19 protein-coding genes and 1 pseudogene are annotated in these 17,727 nt (G+C 65.1%); 14 read left to right on the top strand and 6 right to left on the bottom strand.

Annotated elements, in window-relative coordinates:
* Positions 1–106: 106 nt before the first annotated feature.
* From PG897_RS16230 to PG897_RS16200, 7 genes are all read left to right on the top strand, one after another.
* Positions 107–1,249, top strand: coding sequence for a DUF5610 domain-containing protein (locus PG897_RS16230; RefSeq protein WP_019840335.1), 1,143 nt, complete (start codon positions 107–109; stop codon positions 1,247–1,249).
* A gap of 90 nt (positions 1,250–1,339) precedes the next feature.
* Complete coding sequence (locus PG897_RS16225) at positions 1,340–1,873, top strand: ATP--cob(I)alamin adenosyltransferase (protein ID WP_043170554.1); 534 nt, start codon at positions 1,340–1,342, stop codon at positions 1,871–1,873.
* Between the two features lie 96 nt (positions 1,874–1,969).
* A complete protein-coding gene (locus PG897_RS16220; protein WP_043170555.1) occupies positions 1,970–3,652 on the top strand; it encodes an HAD-IIIC family phosphatase in 1,683 nt (560 codons plus the stop codon).
* On the top strand, positions 3,645–3,869 hold the full coding sequence (locus PG897_RS16215) for an acyl carrier protein (protein WP_005306755.1): 225 nt from the start codon (positions 3,645–3,647) through the stop codon (positions 3,867–3,869). Before PG897_RS16220 ends, PG897_RS16215 begins: the two co-directional genes overlap by 8 nt.
* Entirely contained in the window at positions 3,866–4,630 is a 765-nt protein-coding gene (locus tag PG897_RS16210; RefSeq protein ID WP_043170556.1) for an AAC(3) family N-acetyltransferase, read from the top strand. Before PG897_RS16215 ends, PG897_RS16210 begins: the two co-directional genes overlap by 4 nt.
* Positions 4,620–5,024, top strand: a complete 405-nt coding sequence (locus tag PG897_RS16205; RefSeq protein WP_042050048.1) for a VOC family protein — start codon at positions 4,620–4,622, stop codon at positions 5,022–5,024. Before PG897_RS16210 ends, PG897_RS16205 begins: the two co-directional genes overlap by 11 nt.
* On the top strand, positions 5,021–6,358 hold the full coding sequence (locus PG897_RS16200; protein WP_043170558.1) for a DUF4910 domain-containing protein: 1,338 nt from the start codon (positions 5,021–5,023) through the stop codon (positions 6,356–6,358). Before PG897_RS16205 ends, PG897_RS16200 begins: the two co-directional genes overlap by 4 nt.
* A 5-nt stretch (positions 6,359–6,363) precedes the next feature.
* Here the strand turns inward: PG897_RS16200 and PG897_RS16195 are convergent, their stop codons facing one another.
* From PG897_RS16195 to pseF, 6 genes are read right to left on the bottom strand one after another with little or no spacing between them, the layout of a single operon-like run.
* Positions 6,364–7,110, bottom strand: coding sequence for a crotonobetainyl-CoA--carnitine CoA-transferase (locus PG897_RS16195; RefSeq protein ID WP_043170559.1), 747 nt, complete (start codon positions 7,108–7,110; stop codon positions 6,364–6,366).
* The gene (locus tag PG897_RS16190) at positions 7,110–7,370 is read right to left on the bottom strand and encodes a hypothetical protein (protein ID WP_042005608.1); all 261 of its coding nucleotides are present in this window, start codon (positions 7,368–7,370) and stop codon (positions 7,110–7,112) included. The genes PG897_RS16195 and PG897_RS16190 overlap by 1 nt, the downstream gene beginning before the upstream one ends.
* Positions 7,367–8,662 (bottom strand): motility associated factor glycosyltransferase family protein, encoded by a 1,296-nt coding sequence (locus PG897_RS16185; RefSeq protein WP_043170560.1) that lies wholly within the window; start codon positions 8,660–8,662, stop codon positions 7,367–7,369. The genes PG897_RS16190 and PG897_RS16185 overlap by 4 nt, the downstream gene beginning before the upstream one ends.
* Entirely contained in the window at positions 8,655–9,701 is a 1,047-nt protein-coding gene (gene pseI, locus PG897_RS16180; protein WP_017784226.1) for a pseudaminic acid synthase, read from the bottom strand. The genes PG897_RS16185 and pseI overlap by 8 nt, the downstream gene beginning before the upstream one ends.
* 6 nt (positions 9,702–9,707) lie before the next feature.
* Positions 9,708–10,964, bottom strand: a complete 1,257-nt coding sequence (pseG, locus tag PG897_RS16175; protein WP_270829197.1) for a UDP-2,4-diacetamido-2,4,6-trideoxy-beta-L-altropyranose hydrolase — start codon at positions 10,962–10,964, stop codon at positions 9,708–9,710.
* Entirely contained in the window at positions 10,954–11,649 is a 696-nt protein-coding gene (pseF, locus tag PG897_RS16170; protein ID WP_201881101.1) for a pseudaminic acid cytidylyltransferase, read from the bottom strand. The genes pseG and pseF overlap by 11 nt, the downstream gene beginning before the upstream one ends.
* Positions 11,650–11,813: 164 nt before the next feature.
* Here pseF and PG897_RS16165 point away from each other — a divergent pair, with 164 nt between their 5' ends.
* From PG897_RS16165 to PG897_RS16135, 7 genes and pseudogenes are all read left to right on the top strand, one after another.
* Entirely contained in the window at positions 11,814–12,350 is a 537-nt protein-coding gene (locus tag PG897_RS16165) for a GNAT family N-acetyltransferase (protein WP_201881099.1), read from the top strand.
* Positions 12,347–12,580 (top strand): acyl carrier protein, encoded by a 234-nt coding sequence (locus tag PG897_RS16160; protein WP_017779504.1) that lies wholly within the window; start codon positions 12,347–12,349, stop codon positions 12,578–12,580. Before PG897_RS16165 ends, PG897_RS16160 begins: the two co-directional genes overlap by 4 nt.
* The gene (locus tag PG897_RS16155) at positions 12,580–13,329 is read left to right on the top strand and encodes an SDR family NAD(P)-dependent oxidoreductase (protein ID WP_017784221.1); all 750 of its coding nucleotides are present in this window, start codon (positions 12,580–12,582) and stop codon (positions 13,327–13,329) included. The genes PG897_RS16160 and PG897_RS16155 overlap by 1 nt, the downstream gene beginning before the upstream one ends.
* A complete protein-coding gene (locus tag PG897_RS16150; RefSeq protein WP_201881097.1) occupies positions 13,329–14,699 on the top strand; it encodes an AMP-binding protein in 1,371 nt (456 codons plus the stop codon). The genes PG897_RS16155 and PG897_RS16150 overlap by 1 nt, the downstream gene beginning before the upstream one ends.
* Positions 14,699–15,757, top strand: coding sequence for a LuxE/PaaK family acyltransferase (locus tag PG897_RS16145; protein ID WP_201881095.1), 1,059 nt, complete (start codon positions 14,699–14,701; stop codon positions 15,755–15,757). The genes PG897_RS16150 and PG897_RS16145 overlap by 1 nt, the downstream gene beginning before the upstream one ends.
* Positions 15,754–16,941 carry an acyl-CoA reductase gene (locus PG897_RS16140; protein WP_201889686.1) on the top strand — a complete coding sequence of 396 codons (1,188 nt, stop codon included), beginning with the start codon at positions 15,754–15,756 and terminating at the stop codon, positions 16,939–16,941. Before PG897_RS16145 ends, PG897_RS16140 begins: the two co-directional genes overlap by 4 nt.
* Positions 16,942–17,111: 170 nt before the next feature.
* A pseudogene (locus PG897_RS16135) lies at positions 17,112–17,645 on the top strand (glycosyltransferase family 2 protein); the annotation flags it as partial.
* Positions 17,646–17,727: the final 82 nt, after the last annotated feature.

Genomic DNA, 17,727 nt, shown 5'->3' with positions numbered 1-17,727 from the left:
AGGGGCCCGATTTTAAAAGGCCGCCGCAGATTGTCCAGTATTTTGTGGTCAAGAAGTGTGCAGTCAGGCCGATAGCTGATCTACAGGCATGGTGGGAGGACACATTATGCAGATCGACGGAGTGGGCGCGGCCCAACCCAAGGGAGTGGGTGTTGCTCCCAAATCGCCCCAGCAGGCGGAATCAAAGCAGACCAACAACGAGGATGAAGTCTCGTTGCACAAGGCGCCGAAATGGGCGCAGGTGCTGGTGCAGCAGGCGCTGCAGTTCGCGCTGGAGATCAATGGCCAGGGCTACAAGGCGCCCAAGGCGCAGGATCAGCCGGAGGCGGTGACCCCGGATACCCTGTTCGACTTCCAGTCGGTGGCCGACAACGTGCTGCAGTTCGTTACCGGCCGGCTGGGGGCTGCCCGGGCCGACGGCAAGTCGGACGACAGCCTGACCGGCATGATGGAGCAGGCTCGCAAGGGGGTGGACAAGGGCTTTGGTGACGCCAGGAAACAGCTCGGCGACTGGGCGGACAACGAAGACATCAAGACCGGCATGGATCAGAGCTACAAGCTGATCCAGGAGGGGCTCGATCAGTTCGAGAAGGAGTTCTTCGGCAAGGTCTCCACCACTGACATGGGGCAGGCCGAGATGGCCAGCCGCCAGCAGGGCTCGCTGGAGATCCAGACCAAGGATGGCGACAAGGTGGTGCTGCGCTTCAACGACAGCTGGCAGACCAAGTCCCAGAAGGATGACAGCGGCAGCCAGTTCAGCCTCAAGTCGAGCCAGAGCTTCAGCTTCTCGCTGGAGGGCAACCTGAGCAGCGAGGAGATGGACTCCATCGGCAAGCTGGTCAAGGGGATCGACGATCTGGCCGGCAGCTTCTTCTCCGGCAATTTCGACGACCTGTTGAAGAAGGCGGGCGAGCTGAAGCTGGATGACAGCCAGCTGGCCTCCTATTCGCTCAAGCTGAAGCAGAGCCTCAAGCTGAGCCAGACCTATCAGGGGGCGCACTCCCTGCAGGAGATGCTCAAGCCGCTGGCCGACTACCTGCCCAAGCTGGATCAGGTGCAGCAGCAGGCGGATGCCCTGTTGCCGGCGTCCCAGCAGCAGGCGCTGACGCCGGCGGTGCTGGCGGCCCGTGGCCAGAGCGATCCGGCCCAGGTGGGCAGCTTCACCAGCTTCAACCAGCGGATGCTGGATGCGCTGCGGATGATCGGCCAGTTCCAGCCGGCGACGGATGCCAGCAGCAAGAGCGTTTGAACCGTTTTGGATTGAGAAGGACCATGACCGGCCGTTTGCCAGCTCCTGCGGGGGCTGGCAAACTGGCCTTTTTCCCGATCCGGCCGCCCCATGAACCCGAAAAAGCCCAGAGACAAGCGCGAGCTTTGCTACCCCTTCATCTTCGAAACCCAGTTCCAGTGTGACTACGAGATCGCCACCGACGAGCTCTGCTGCCAGGTGGGCGCCGTGTTGTCACAGCTGGCACCGGATGTCGAGCTTGCGCCCATGCAGGCGGATCTCGCGGCGCTGCAGCGGCTTATCTACAACCTCAACGGCTCGGTGCGCGGCCGGCTCGGCATCTTCGAGGAGGATCTGGCGTGGCTTAAGGGGCGTTACGATCACTACAACGAGGCGAGTCGTGGCCGGGTCACCGGTTTCGTGCTGCCGCAAGGGCCGCAGCCGATCCCGACCCTGCATCTGTGCCGCTGCGGCAGCAAGAAGGTGGTGCGGCTGCTGGTGCGGCTGGAGGAGAGCGGGGTGCGCTTCGACCCCATCCTCTATCGGTTCGCCAACCTGCTGGCCAACTTCTTCTTCGTGCTGACCGTCTACCTCAAGCAGCTGTGGCAGGTGGACGAGGTGCCCTACGTCAGCATCAACTACTGAATACGGCCAAAAAAGCTTTTGTTTTTCATGAAGATCAAACACGATCATCCCATTTGTCGGTCGCCGGGATGGTCCCGGTAGTGCAGGGGGAAGGTCATGACCATGCTTCATCTCAGTGGCAGTTCGTTCTTGATGCCGGGCAACCTCGCCTGGCGCCCCCTGGCTGAATATGGCGAAGTGCAGGTGGCCCCCCATGGCCAGTGGTTGCAGACCCTGATGAATCAGGGCGCCGATGCCGCGGCCGGGACCCACATCATCATCTGGCTGTGGGAAGACCTGGTGCCCGCCCGAACCCTGCAGGAGTGGGGCCGTCTGGCGCAGGACGATCAGCAGCTGGCGGTCGCCGCCTTCGTCGACGCGCTCTGTCAGCCTCTGTTGCAGCATCTGCAGCGCCGCCCGCAGGATCATCTGCTGGTGGGGGCCTGCAGCCATGCCCCGCTCTGTGTCTATGGCCCGGCCCCTGCCGTGCTCGCCGTGCTGGCCAGTGTGTTCGAGCTGCAGATGGCCCGCCTGCGCCTGCAGCAACCCGGCCTGGACGACCTGCACCTGCCGCTCTGGCTGCAACAGCATGGCCGCCAGCACTGCTTCGATCGGCGCAACCTCTATCTGATGTCCTGCCCCTTCTCCATGGCCGGTCTGGCCAGCCTGGCGCAGTGGATGCTCCCCTTGCTGCAGCGGTTGCAGCAACCCGCTCACAAGGTGCTGGTGCTCGACTGCGATAATACCCTGTGGGGCGGTGTGGTAGGGGAAGACGGTGTCGGCGGCGTCCTGCTGGGACAGGACGGGATGGGCCGGCTCTACCAGGCCTTCCAGCAGGCGGCCAGTCATTGGCACGGGCAGGGCATAGTGCTGGCGCTCTGCTCCAAGAATCTGGCGGACGATGTGTGGCGGCTGTTTGACGAGCATCCGGGCATGGTGCTGACACGGGCGCAGATAGCCGCCGCCGAGATCGGCTGGGAGCCCAAATCCCAGGGGCTGCGGCGGCTGGCCGCCCGCCTCAATGTCGGGCTGGACAGCCTGGTCTTCTGGGATGACAGCGAGCTGGAGCGGGCCGAGGTGCGGGCCAACTGCCCCGAGGTGCTGGTGGTTACCCCGCCGGTCGATCTCTGGAGCTGGCCGGATGCCCTGCTGACGCTGCCGGCCCTGTGCAGTCGCCACCAGAGCCGGGATGACGGCCTGCGGCATCACTCCTATCAGGCCCAGGCCGAGGCCGAGGCGGTGCGCCGGCAACTGGGCGACGAGCACGCCTTCCTGCGGCAATTGGCGTTGCAGGCCGACTGGCAGCCGCTCTCCCCGGGCAACCAGTTGCGAGCCGAACAGCTCAGCCAGAAGACCAATCAGTTCAACCTCTCCGGCCGCCGCTATCAGGCGGCGGAACTGGCCCGGCTGGCCGCCGAGGGGGGCGAGGTCTGGCTGGCCAGCCTGCGAGACCGGTTCGCCGATCACGGCATGACGGCCCTGCTGGTGGTGCGCCCGCTCGATGAGGGCAGGGCGCTGCTGGATACCCTGGCCATCAGCTGCCGGGTGCTGGGGCGCGGCTTCGAATACTGGCTGCTGGCGCAGCTGGCAAACCATCTGCGGACGCAAGGGGTGAGCGAGCTGGTCATCAGCCTGGTTGCCACCACCCGCAACCAGCCGGCGCGGGATTTTCTGGCGAGCCTGCCAACCCGGCCGATAACCACTCCAGCGGGCTTGCTGCCGCTGGCGGACGAGCTGTTCCTCACGCTTGATCTCTGCTCTCTTTCTCTCCCGTTTTTGGAGTTCTATGCCAATGAATGACCTTATCGCGCTGGCACACCAGCAGTTCCCCCAGGCCAGCATCAATGCACAGTCTGCCCTCGGCAGCTTTCCCGAGTGGGACTCTCTTGGTCACTTCAACCTGCTGTTGCTGGTCGAGCAGCACTATGCCGTGCGGTTCGAGCCGCAGGAGCTGGCCGAGTTGAAGAGCCTGGCCGACATCCAGCAAGCCTTGCAGAGCAAAGGGGTTGCCGTGTGAAACAGGCTCTCGAGCAGGCGATGACCGAGCTGGGGATCCCCAGAGGTGGCGCCCTGATGGTGCACTCGGATGCCATGGTGGTGGCCCAGTTTGCCGGCATGGGCAACGCCGCGGGTATCGCGGCCTTCTGGACATGCCTCGAGCAGTGGCTGGGCGGGCACCTGCTGGTGCCGACCTTCAGTTACAGCCCGATGGCGGACGAGTGCTTCGACCCTGCGCAGACCCCGAGCAAGGTGGGCTTGATGACGGAGCTGTTCCGCCAGCGCGAAGGGGTGGTGCGCACGCTCGATCCCGTCTTCAGCATGGCGATCAGCGGCCCGCAGGGGCCTGCGCTGGTGGCCCGGGAGTGCCACGACTGTTTCGGTCAGGAGAGCCCGTTTGGCTGGCTGGCGGAGCAGGATGGCTGGCTGCTGGGGCTGGGTTGCCACCCCGACCGCATCACCTTCACCCACTACGTGGAGCAGCGGCTGGCCGTCTCCTACCGCTATCACAAGATGTTTGCGGGCCAGGTGCGCGTCGACGGCCAGGTGCGGGAGTGGCAGGCGGATTACTATGTGCGCGACCTGTCGCTGGCCAGCGAAATCGACCTCTCCCGGCTGGTGGCCCTGCTGCAGGAGCGGGGCGTCTGGCGCCAGACGCTGTGCCAGCGGGTGCCGGTCTGGGCGGTATCGTGCCGCGACTTCATCCTGGCTGCCGGCGAGTTGCTGGCGGCGGCCCCATACGCCCTGATCCGGGCGGGAGGAGAGTCCCATGCAGTTTGATCACATCGGACTGGTGGTGCCGGACCTGGCGAGCGGGGTGGCCTATTGCTGCGACGTGCTGGGGCTGAGCCGCTTCTCGGCGGCGGTGGAAGATCCGCTGCAACGGGTCTGGGTGCAGTTCGCGCACGACGATCATGGTCTCTGCTACGAGCTGGTCGCCCCGGCCGGCGAGGAGAGCCCGGTCGCTCAGGTGCTCAAGACCCGGCGCAACGTTATCAACCACCTTGCCTATCGGGTGAGCAACCTGCAGGAGAGTGCCGAACGGCTGCGCACACAGCGCCACCTGCCCCTCGGGCCCAGCCAGCCGGCCATCGCGTTTGGCGGCGCCCACGTCCAGTTTTTCCTGAGCCCCCTTGGCCACATTGTCGAATTGATCGAGGCACCCACCCCATGAGTTTTTCACCCAAGAGCGGCTATCTGCCCACCGACTGGGACGACCAGGCACAAGTCGGTGAACAGCTGCATCGGCTGCTCACCCTGTTGTTTCCGCTCAACCGCAGCCTGACCGGGGACGGGGTTCGGCAGTCGCTGGACCTGTGGCGCGAGCACTGCCTGCCCGAGCTGCAGATCCATGAAGTAGCCAGCGGCACCGAGTGCTTCGACTGGACCGTGCCTGACGAGTGGAACGTGCGGGAGGCCTACATAGTGGGGCCGGATGGACGCAGGGTGGTGGATTTCCAGGATCACAATCTGCATCTGGTCGGCTACTCGGAGCCGGTGCGCTGCACCCTCTCGCTGGCCGAGCTGCAACCCCATCTTCACTCTATGCCCGAGCAGCCGGATGCCATTCCCTATGTGACCTCCTACTACAAGCGCCGCTGGGGCTTCTGTCTGCCCCATCGGCTGCGAGAGGCGCTGCCGGAGGGAGAATATCAGGTGGTGATCGATGCCACCCTGGCCCCGGGTTCGCTCACCTATGGCGACTGGGTGCTGCCGGGGGAGAGCGAGCAGGAGATCCTGCTGTCGAGCTACACCTGCCACCCCTCCATGGCCAACAACGAGCTCTCCGGCCCCTGCGTCGGCGTCTTCCTGATGGCCTGGCTGGCGTCACTGCCCACACGTCGCTACAGCTACCGGCTGATGCTGGTGCCCGAAACCCTGGGGGCCATCGTCTATCTCTCTCGCCATCTGGACCAGCTCAAGCAGCACACTCTGGCCGGGTTCAACCTGACCTGTCTTGGCGATGACCGCGGCTACTCCTTCCTGCCTTCCCGCCAGGGCAACACGCTGGCGGATCGCATCGGTCGCCATGTGCTCGGTCATCTGGCGCCGGGCTACAAGGCTTACAGCTTTCTGGAGCGTGGCTCCAACGAGCGGCAGCTGTGCGCGCCCGGCATCGATCTGCCGGTCACCTCGGTGATGCGCAGTCGATACGGCTGTTATGCCGAGTACCACACCTCGCTCGATGACCTCTCGCTGGTGACGCCGGCCGGTCTGGCCGGTGGCTTCATGGCGCTGCGCCGGGCCATCGAGTGTCTGGAGCTGGACGAGCGCTGCGAGGTCACCGTGCTGGGCGAGCCTCAGCTCGGCAAGCGGGGGCTCTACCCGGATTTGTCGACCCGCTATTCGGGCTGGCGGGTGCGGGAGATGATGAATCTGCTGGCCTACAGCGACGGCAAGCTGACCCTGTTCGAGATTGCCGAGACCATAGGGGCGCCATTCTGGCGGGTGGAGCCGCTGGCGCGGATGCTGCTGGATGCCGGGCTGCTGCGTCGCCTCAGCCCGTAACCGGACTACTCGATCACCAGATAGGCCGGGCCCGGGTTGTGCGGGGTGCGGCGGATGGCGTAGCGATCCAGCCCCAGCACCTCCTTGAGGGCCAGAGTCTCCCCCGGAAAGGCGGGCCAGTTGAGCTCATCGAATGCCAGCACAGATCCCTTGGTCAGGTGCGGCTTGATGAGCTCGAGGCAGCGGCGGGTCGGCTCGTAGAGATCAAAGTCAAAATAGGCCAGCGCAACCATGGTCTCCGGCTGACGAGCCAGATAGGCCGGCAGCGTCTCGGTCACATCCCCCTTCACCAGCTCATGTTTGACGATATGGTCCAGAGGACTTTCCGCCTCATGGGCTGTGAGCAGTTGGGCCAGATGCTGCTCGTAGCCCGGCGTTACCCCGTAGGCGCCGGGCTGGATGGCGGCGTCGCTGCCATCTTGCGGGGCGTGGGAAGGGAAGCCGCTGAAGGTATCGAACCCCACCAGTTTGCGGTTGTAGTTGTAAGGCTCATACATGCCGCGAAACGAGGAGAAGAGCGCCAGGTTCTGACCCCAGCGGGTGCCGAAATCCATGATGACGCCGTGGACCGGCACGATCTTCTGATACAGCTCGTGCATGAACAGGATGCGGGAGAGCGACTGGCGCTTGAGGTAGAGGCCCAGGTTGTTCTGCAGCTCGGCCGCGGGCAGCGGGCTGGCGTGCAGCAACTCGCTGAAGGTCTGGCGGCGTGACAGCTCCTCATCGGAGGCGTTGGACATGGCCTTGATCATCAATGGTCTCCTGTGGGGGTGTCGCCGGCCGGGGTCGACAGGCAGTGCACCACTTCATATTCGAGGTAGTCGGCCAGTCCCAGCCAGTCCTGGCGCTCCTGGCACTGCAGCAGGGCGGCTACCAGTCCGGGCGGCAGGTTGCCCTGTTCGGTGAGCACCTCTTGCAGCAGCTCCGGCAATGCCTGACTCGCGGCGACCGATTGCCCCAGTCGAAACTGGTGCGCCAGGGCGGTGAGGCGGGTGATCTGGCCGTTTTTCATTGCACGTACTCCGGGTGATAGCGGCAGCCGGCGATCTCCGCCCCCTCCCTGCTGCAGTTCCAGAACTGCACCTCGGGGTGGCGCGCTATGTAGCGCTCGAGCTCGGTGCGGTAGGCGGAAAAGTTCGGATTGGTCTTGACCCGCCGGCCATGGCCGTCGAGGGTCCAGCTGAGCGCCAGCGCGGCGCTCGGACCGAGGGCACCGTCGGCCCAGCCCGAGTGGGTGAGCTCGCCGGGAAAAGCGAAGTCGGTGCCCAGCAGGATGACCTGGCGGCAACCCATCTGCACGGCGAGATCCACGGCGGGATGAATGACGCTGCCGCCCGAGTGCAGCACGCCCTTGGGGAGCGTCTGTCGTAACTGCTGGTACATGGGGCTGCGGGAGTAGGCGGTCTTGCGCGGCCCCTGCCAGGCCAGCAGGGCCGCCGTGGGTACCGTGGGGTAATAGACCAGGGTGGTCTGGGCCGACTGGGCGGCGGGTAGCCGGTTGCCGTGGATGGCGTCATCTATGGTGATGACGATGTCGGGCCGGATGCCGTGGCCAAGCAAGAACGCCAGCGCGGTATCGACGCTGATCAGCAGGTAGTCCTGCCGACGGCTCTGCAACTGGGCCTGCAGGGTGGCCAGGTTGTGCTGTAGGGTCGGGCCGCTCGCCACGATCAGGGCCTGCTTGCCCTGAGCCAGACCAAAAAGGGAGGCCACATCGCCGTCGCCGGCCACCAGTTCGCGATTTTCGGCCAGCCGCCGGGTGACGTCGGGGTGTTCGGCGTCGAACCTGGCCCGAGCGAACGGCAAGTCTATTTCACTCACCAGCCGGTCGCGGATGCGGGCGGCGGCATCTTCCACCAGCAGCAGCTCGGGCGGCAGGGCGAAGAAGGGCAGCCGCACCTCCCCTTCGTCGCCGGCCATCATCAGCTCGACCCTGGGGTCCGCCAGCCAGTCCTGCTGATCCAGCAGCCGCAGCACCAGGGCAAACAGGGCGCCATTCATGATCTTCACTTCCAGCCGCTTGAGGCTGCTGCGCCCCAGCAGGGCGCGCGGCAGATCGCCGAGCCCGGTACCGTAGAGGTGGAGCACAGCTTGCTTGGGCAGGCTGGCGGCCTGCAGCTCGGCCTCCTTCACTCGATCGTGCCGGCTGGTGAGCTGGATGCCATGGAGGCTGAGGGTGGAGCCGAGCCCCTCGGTCAGCTCGGCCGGCAGGCTTTCCACGTCCTGTGCCAGCAGGCGGGGCCAGAGGGCGGGCCAGCGCTGGCTGATGAGCCTGCCGTGCTGGTTGAACAGATCATCACTCATCTTTGTCTATCCACTCCCAGCTCAGCGGTTGATTGGCGCTCAGGCTGCGGTTGACCCGCTTGCCGATGAGTCGATCGTAATCGGCGGGAGGCAGGCCGAGGGCGGGGCGCACCGACTTGATGTGCTCTGCGGTGAGCACCTCGCCGGCGGCCATCTCCTTGACCAGATAGAGGGAGCGGCGAAACGCGCGGTTGCCCTGTTCACTGGCGGTGAGCTGGTAATCGGCCACCCCGAGGGCGGCATGGGCGGTATTGACCGAGGCCACCAGCTCGGTGAGTTCGGCCGGCTCCATGGAGAAGGCGCAATCCGGCCCGCCGTCGGCGCGGGCCAGGGTGAAGTGTTTCTCGATCAGGGTCGCCCCGAGCGCAGTGGCGGCGATGGCCGTGGCCGATCCCAGGGTGTGATCGGAGAGCCCCACCTCGACCCCGAAGCGCTGGCGCAGCATAGGGATGGTACGCAGGTTGTACTCAGCTGCCGGCGCCGGATAGCCGCTGACGCAGTGCAGCAGCGCCAGCTGGCCGTTGCCGTGCTTGAGCGCCATCTCGACCGCGGCGGCGATCTCGGCCTCGTTCGCCATGCCGGTGGACATGATGAGCGGCTTGCCGGTCTGGGCGGCGTAGCGGATGAGGGGCAGATCCACCAGCTCGAAGGAGGCGATCTTGTAGGCCGGGCAGTCGAGGGATTCCAGCAGATCCACCGCGCTGAAGTCGAACGGACTGCTGAAGACCGTCAGTCCCAGCTCGCGCCCCTTGGCAAACAGGGCCTGATGCCACTCCCAGGGGGTGTGCGCCCACTCATAGAGGTCGTACAGGTTGTGACCATCCCAGAGGCCGCCGTGGATCTGGAACTCGGGCCTGTCACTGTTGAGGGTGATGGTGTCGGGCCGGTAGGTCTGCAGCTTGACCGCACTGGCCCCGGCTTCCCTGGCGGCGGTCATGATGGCCAGTGCGCGATCCAGGTTGCCGTTGTGGTTGGCCGACAGCTCGGCGATCACGTAGGGAGCCTGCGCCGGGCCGATGGATTGATGGGCGATCTGCATCTGTGTTCAGACTCCTGTGCCAAGTTGCCAGCCTTGCGGCGCCGGCTGCCAGGGGGCAGGGGGCGCTATCTGCGGTGGCTCGGCAAGATAGAGGGGAAATTGGGAGAAAATTGTGTGCAAGCGATGTGCCAGCTCTTGCCACGCCGTGGGCTGAAGTGGCCGGGTGGCCTGCCATGTCAGCCGCTGGCCGTTCAGGGTCAGGGTAAGCAGCAGTTTGCCATCATGGCGTAGTTGCCACTGCTGGCCATCTGGTAACAGCTGATAATCCGGTTGTGGCAGCAACCGGGCGGTGAGCCGATCCAGCCCCAGCCCATCCACCTGCTGCTGGCCGCGGCGGCGGTAGTCGTCTGACTGTTGTTCAAGCCGTTGCAGAGCCTGCAGCAGCCGCTCAGGCTCGGCCAGCTCGCTCAGGGTCAGCCGCTCGGCCAGCTGAAAGCGGGCGATCACCTGGTCGTTGAACTGCTGGTTGTCGACGATGGGCACCGCCAGGGTCGGCAGGCCGAGACAGGCCCGCTCCCAGGTCATGCCGCCGGCGGCGCCGATGGCGAAGTCGTGCCGGCTCATCAGGTCGGCCATCTGGTCGCTCTGGCGCAGCAGCACCAGGTCGAGGTCGGCCAGTTTGGCCACTCTCTGTTCCAGCTCGGGCCAGAAGGGATTGGCGCCGCCCGCCACCAGGGTCCAGCGGATGGTGCGGGCCCAAGGCAGCCTAGCCAGGCTGTTGAGGGTTATGAGGCAGGCGCCGGCGGGATCGGCGCCGCCAAAGCAGACAAGCCCCCGTTGCCACTGACTGGCGTGTTGCCGCGCCAGCTGGCGATAGGCGGGGCGCAGCAGGGCATAGTCGGTGCCGAGCAGCAGCCGGCAATCGGCGGGGGTGAGCGGCTGGTAATCGGCGGCGCGGCGCAAGGGGCCCTGATCCAGCAGCAGATGGCAGTGGTGCGGTCGGTCGGCCAGATCATCGATTACCAGTATGCGGCCGCAGTGGGCGGCCAGCTGGGTTTCGAGCCGCTGGTCAATCCGGTAGTGATCGAACACCAGCCAATCGGGCTGCAAGCCGGGCAGCGGGCCGGCGTCATCCAGCGCGCTCAGGGGATGATGGTGATGGGGCCGCAGCAACGACAGCAGGTGCGCCGGCAGATCGTGGCAGAGGAAGTGGCACTCGGCCCCGGCGGCGTGCAGCCGATCGGCGATGGCCAGGCAGCGCATCAGGTGGCCCAGCCCGATCTCGGCGCCGGCGTCGAGCCGGAAGGCAACCTTAAACGTCATCTTGGGCCAGCACTTGATAGAGCAGTTCGGCCAAGTGCCAATCTTCCGGTGTGTCGATGTCGACCACCCTGTGCCTTGGCAGTATGTGGCCAATCCCTTCTCCCCCCACCGGGCTGATCCCTCCCAGCCAGGCCGCGCGACTGCCCCAGTAGAACTGGCCGGCATCCTGATAGGCGGGCTCCAGATCCTGGGAGCGTTTCGCCATCTGCTCCGGCCAGAACGGCGTAACTCTGCCTTGCGCGTCCATGCGTACCGCCCGCTGGATCGGGAAACCGAATTCGGCCACCGTGTAGACAAAGGGGGCCTGGCTGGCGAGCAGGCGAGCGTGGGCGGTGCGCAAGTCGGCGGCCTGGATCAGCGGCACTGTGGCATAGATGCAGCAGTAGTGCTCTGCCTGGATGCCAAGCTGGTCGAGTCGCTGGATGGTGTCGATCACCACAGGAGTGGTGCCGGTATGGTCATCGGCCAGCGCGGCGCCCCGCAGGAAGGGCACGTCAGCCCCGAGGCGACGGGCCACCTCGGCGATCTCCGGGTCATCGGTGGAGACCACCACCCGACTGAAACAGCCCGAGTCTCTGGCCGCCCCGATGGCGTAGGCAATCATAGGCAAGCCGCAGAAGGGGCGGATGTTCTTGCGGGGAATGCGCTTGCTGCCGCCCCGTGCCGGGATGATGGCGATGGCCATGATGCTCTCTCCCTGAGGAGCCCGACGTGGTCGCCGGGCCGGATAATTGATGACAACTCGTTGATTATTTTTGAGATTATACCGAGTTTTCATCTTATATTATTGAGCTTTGCTACGGAATTGCCCGGCGATGGTCGATAACATGGGCAAGTGATGGAACGTCGTTGGTATTGAACATGAGTTATGGTGTCGAATTGCGCCCGCTCCAGCCCTGGGATCTGCCCACCCTGCGACGCTGGCGCAACCAGGACGAGGTGCGGTTGCAGATGGTGGAGCAGGCGCTCATCTCCCCCCGCCAGCAACGGCAGTGGTTCGTCAGCAGCCTGGAACGGTCTGACCAGCAGCACTGGGTGCTCTGGTGCCGTGGCCTGCGGGCTGGCTACGTCAACCTGAAAGGGGAGACGCGGCAATCGCTGCAGGGGCAGCCGGTGGCGGATGCCGGCCTCTATCTGGGCCGCTCCAGCGTGCGCCACCCCATGCTGGCCGTCGCCGCCGCCCTGTCACAGCTCGATCAGGGCTTCGATACCTTCGGGCTCGGCTGCATACGCACCCTGGTGCGCACCGGCAACGACGCCGCCCTGCGCCTCAATGCACAGCTCGGCTATCGCCAACAGGGGCAACAGGGTGACTTCATCGCCCTCGAACTGCAGCCAGCCGACTATTATGCCGCCCGAGAACGGCTACGGAGATTTTTCAGATGACTACAGCGTTGGAACAGGTTTTTGCCGATGCCCTCGGCATCGACGTCGGCACTGTCAGCGACCAGCTGGCCTACAACAGCATTCCCCAGTGGGACTCCGTCGCCCACATGGGCCTGATCGCCCAGCTGGAGGATTGCTACGGCGTGCTGCTCGATACCGATGACATCATCGACATGAGCTCGGTCGCCAAGGCGCGGGAGATCCTCGCCAAATACGGGGTCGCCCTCTGATGCAGGGGCTGCTGCAAGGCAAGCGGGTGTTGATCACCGGTGCCGGGCGCGGCATCGGGCTCGCCATTGCCCGGCTGTTTGCCGCGCAGGGGGCCGAGCTGTGGCTGGCGGGACGTGACGAGGCGGCCATGATCCGGCTGGCCGATGAGCTCGGCGCCGAGTTCGGCGTGCCTTGTCACTCGCTTTGTGTCGACGTGGCGCAGCCGCAGGCGGTCAAGCAGGCCTTTCAGCAGCTGTTTGCCCAGACGCGCCAGCTGGACGTGCTGGTCAACAATGCCGGCATGCTGGAAGAGGGGCTGCTCGGCATGGTCAATCAGGCCCAGCTGGAGCAGACCTTCAGCCACAACACCTTCAGCGTGGTCTATTGCAGCCAGTATGCCGCCCGCCTGATGCAGCGCAGCGGTGGCGGCAGCATCATCAACCTGGCCTCCCTGATGGGGCGGGTCGGTGCCGCCGGCCTTTGCAGCTATGCCGGCAGCAAGGCGGCGGTGATCGGCATCACCCAGTCGCTGGCCAAGGAGCTGGCCGCCAGCCGGATCCGGGTCAATGCCATCGCCCCCGGCTTCATCGATACCGAGATGGCCCACGCCATCCCGGACGACAAGTTTGCCGAGCGGCTCGCCAGCATCGCCATGGGGCGCATCGGCACGCCGGACGAGGTGGCCAAGGTGGCGCTGTTTCTCGCTTCCGACCTGGCAAGCTATGTGACCGGTCAGGTCATCGGTGTGGATGGAGGCATGACGGTCTGATGGATCACGCGTACGTACTGCTCGCCCACCTGCGGGAAGACAACCCGGCGCCGGCCTGGTGCGACCCGCAAGAGGGCTGGCTCTCCTACGGCGAGCTGGCACGGCGGGTGGCGCGGCTGGCGGCCGGCTATCCGGACGAGCGCAGCCTGGTCTATCTGCCCTTTTTCACCCGCACCGCCCACCTGCTGCACTATCTGGCGGCGCTCAAGCTGGGGCATGTCGTGATGCTGGCAGACCCCGCCCTCCCTGCGGGTCAGCACGATGCCAGCTGCCGGCAGTTTGGCGTGAGCTGGCGGGTCAATGACGTCGGCCAGCTGGAGCGGCTCGCCGCGACGATGCCCATCCTGCACCCGGCGTTGGCGGTAATGCTGCCAACCTCGGGCAGTACCGGCAGCGCCAAGTGGGTGCGGCTGTCGGGGCGCAATCTGGCGGCCAACGCCGCCTCCATCGCCGACTATCTGGCGCTGACGGCGGCCGAGCGGGCCATCACCAGCCTGCCGCTGTACTACTCCTACGGCCTGTCGGTGCTCAACAGCCATCTGCTGGTGGGCGCCTCCCTGGTGCAGCACGAAGGGAGCGTGTTGGAGCGTGACTTCTGGCAGCAAGTCGATCTGCACGAGGTGAGCAGCTTTGCCGGGGTGCCCTTTACCTATCAGATGCTGGCCCGGCTGCGCTTTGACTGGGCCCGCTACCCTTCGTTGCAGACCCTGACCCAGGCGGGCGGGCGTCTCGAACCTGCGCTGGCGCAGCAATTTGCCGAGCAGGCCCTGCGGCTGGAGCGGCGCTTCTTCGTCATGTATGGCCAGACCGAGGCCACCGCCCGCATGGCCTGGCTGGCGGCGCCCGAGGTGGCCGCCCATCCCGATGCCATCGGTCGCGCCATTCCCGGCGGCCAGTTCGCCTTGCGCGCGCTGGAGGGGGGCAAGCCCGGTGAGGGGGAGCTGGTCTATCGCGGCGACAACGTCATGCTGGGTTACGCCAGTACGGCCGAGGATCTGGCGCTGGGCGCCCAGCTGCAGGAGCTGGCCACCGGCGATCTGGCCCGCTGTGACGAGGCGGGCCGCTACTACATCTGCGGCCGGCTCAGCCGTTTTCTCAAGCTGTTCGGCAAGCGGGTCAGCCTGGCGGAGGTCGAGAGCCAGCTTCATCGCTGGGGCTGGACGGGGGCCTGCGGTGGGCGTGACGACTGCCTGCTGGTGGCCGTCGAGCCCCGCGATGACTTGACGACCGACGGCTTGCAGCGCGAGCTGGCGCAGTGGCTGCAGGCCCCGCCGCGGGCGGTGCAGGTGGTGCAGGTGACACAACTGCCGCGCACCGCCAATCACAAGATTGACTACGCCGCCTTGGCCAGACTGGCGGGGGAGGCGTGATGGAGCAGTTGCTGAGCGCGCCGGTCTTCGCCCTGCCCCAGGCCGCCAAACAGGCGCTGCTGCTGGCGCGGCTCAACGCCTTGACTGCGCACCATCAGGCCCACTGCACGGCCTATGACAATGTGCTGCAAGCCTTCGGCTGGACGGCCGCGGCGACCGACTACGCTGCGCTGCCCTACCTGGCGGCCCGGCTGTTCAAACTGGCCCAATGGCAGAGCATGCCGCAGAGCGAGGTGTTCAAGGTGCTCACCTCGTCGGGCACCACGGGCTCGCCATCACGGATCGTGCTGGACAGGGAAACCGCCGCCCTGCAGAGCAAGGTGCTGGTGAAGATCCTGCAGGAGTTTGTCGGCAAGCAGCGCCTGCCCATGCTGCTGGTGGAGCAGCCCGCCCTCATCCAGAACCGCAGCGGCTTTTCGGCGCGCGGCGCGGGCGCGCTGGGGCTCTCCTTCCTCGGCCGTGACCATACCTATGCCCTCGACGAGCAGATGCGGCCCAACTGGCCTGTCATCGAGGCCTTCTGTGACAAATATGCCGGCCAGCCGGTGCTGCTGTTCGGCTTCACCTTCATGGTCTGGCAATGCCTGCTGGAGCCGCTGCGCGAGCGCGGCCTGCAACTGCCGCTGACGCAGGGCATTTTGTTTCACAGCGGCGGCTGGAAGAAGCTGCAGCATCTGGCGGTGGACAATTCCACCTTCAAGGCCCGCTGTCGTGACCAGCTGGGGCTGGGCCGGGTGCACAACTTCTACGGCATGGTGGAACAGGTAGGCTCCATCTTCGTCGAGTGCGAGCAGGGACACCTGCATGCTCCCGTGTTTGCCGATGTACAGGTGCGCGATCCGCTCACCCATCAGCCGCTCGGGATCGGCCGACCCGGCCTGCTGCAGGTGCTCTCCGCCATTCCCGGCAGTTATCCCGGCCACAGCCTGCTGACCGAGGATCTCGGCGTGCTGCTGGGAGAGGATGACTGCCCTTGTGGCCGCCATGGCCGTTATTTTCACGTAGCGGGACGCCAGCACGGCGCCGAGGTGAGGGGATGCAGCGACACCTTCCAATGACCTTGTCTGGGGCGACCACCGAGCTCTGGCAGGAGGGGCCGGCGGTCAGCTTCGTGACCCCGACGACGGGCTGGCCAACCTTCTGCCCGCAGCCCTTGCCCTGCTTTGCCCCCGTCATCTGCGATTTCGTGGCGGCGCTGTCGGCCCGCCTGCAACAAGAGGGTCGTCGTCACCCCGATCTGGCTGCGTTCGGTTTCTGGCTGCGCCCCCGTCAGCTGGCCAGAGAACAACAGCGCTTGCAGGGACGAGGGCCGCTGGGGGTCACCTTTCACCTGGTGCCCTCCAACGTGCCGATGGTGGCTTTCTACTCCTGGTTGATGGGTCTGTTGATGGGCAACCCCTGCGTGGTGCGGCTGTCGTCACGCCGCGATCCGCAGCAGGAGGCCATGCTGGCGATCCTCAACGAACTGTTCAGCCTCGGTGAATGGCAAGCGATCGCCGCCCGTACCCGCTTCATTCGCTATGACCATGACGAGGGCATCACCGCCTGGCTGTCGGCGCGCTGCCGGCTGCGCATCATCTGGGGTGGCGACGAGACCATCCGCCAGGTACGGGCCATTCCCCTGGCACCGACGGCGCAGGAGGTGGTGTTTCCGGATCGCCGCTCGATGGCGGTGCTCGACAGTCGCTGGCTGGCCGGGCTGGATCCGCAAGAGTGGCAACTGACGCTGGCTGCCCTGCAGCAGGACTGCACCCGTTTCAACCAGCAGGCCTGCGCCTCGCCAACCACTCTCTGCTGGCTGGGTGAGCCCGACGAGGGGCTGCGCCGCCGCTTGCTGGAAGCCCTGTTTGCTCCCTTTGCCGCCGATCCCGCCCTGGCGATGGAGAGGCTCATCCACAGTCAACAAAATGCCGCCGAGCAGGGGGCAATGCAGGTGACCAGCTTGCCCGGCGTCACCTTATTGACTCCGACCAGCACGCTGCGGCTCGCACACGTCGGAGGAGGTACAGTTGCCGAATTTGTGGCCGATACCCTGAATGAGCTGCTGGCGCAGCCCTGGGACATGCAGACCTGCGTCTGGGTCGGCGGTGACAGGGCCGGGGTCGAGGCGGCGCTGCCGACTGCCTCCACCTGCCGGATTGACCGGGTGGTGGCGCCGGGACAAGCGCTCGCATTCGAATGGCACTGGGATGGCATCGACATGCTGCAACAGTGCAGTCGTGGCCTCAGCCGACGTGAATAATCGGGTGTGGCTCACATAAATCCAGCAGCTTCAATGGATTAGCTTGGTCAGGCATACCTCTTGCAGTAAAACCTGACAGAGAGGGAGAAGGGTTGACAGGGACCGTGCGGTAGCCTTGCCCATTTTCTTCCATCCGCTTCTTTTCTATTCATTTTCCCTTGGATTTCCCTATGAAAGTCAGCGTATTGGTGCCCGTCTACAATCTGGCGCGCTTCATCGAACCCTGCCTGCTCAGCCTGCTCGAGCAGCAGACGGATTTCGAGTTCGAGGTGATCGCCATCGATGACGGCTCGAGTGATGACTCCTGGTCCATCATGCAGCGGCTGGCAAGGCAGTGGCCGAGATTGCGTATCTTGCAAAACAAAAAAAACATAGGGGTGTGCCTGACCATACGTGCTTTGCTGGAACAAGCTCGGGGAATGTACATGGTTTATGTCGATGGAGATGATTTGGCTCTTCCCGGCAAGCTGCAGGCGCTGACCAATCATCTGGATAGGCATCCCGATTGTGGTTTCGTTTATCATGAGGCTGAAGTATTTGATAGCGACTCAAATCGTACCACCTCGCTATTCAGCAGGAATTATTACAACGCGAAATATATCCCTGAGCGAGCGGGTCCGGAACACCTAGTCCAGTACGGACTCTTTTTCAATACCAGTTCCTGTGCTTTCCGTCGGCATGAAAGAATGTTGGATGCAGTGAATCTTGATCGCGAATTCAACTTCGAAGTGCGACACTCGCCTATGCCGCCTGACGGTACTCTTCGAATACCTTGACAGGCTGCCT

It is taken from the genome of Aeromonas sp. QDB20, assembly GCF_027707805.1.
In the GTDB taxonomy this organism is placed as follows: Bacteria; Pseudomonadota; Gammaproteobacteria; order Enterobacterales; family Aeromonadaceae; genus Aeromonas; species Aeromonas dhakensis.
The sequence above is the reverse complement of the archived record's forward strand: the minus strand, read 5'-3'. Positions and strand labels throughout refer to the sequence as shown.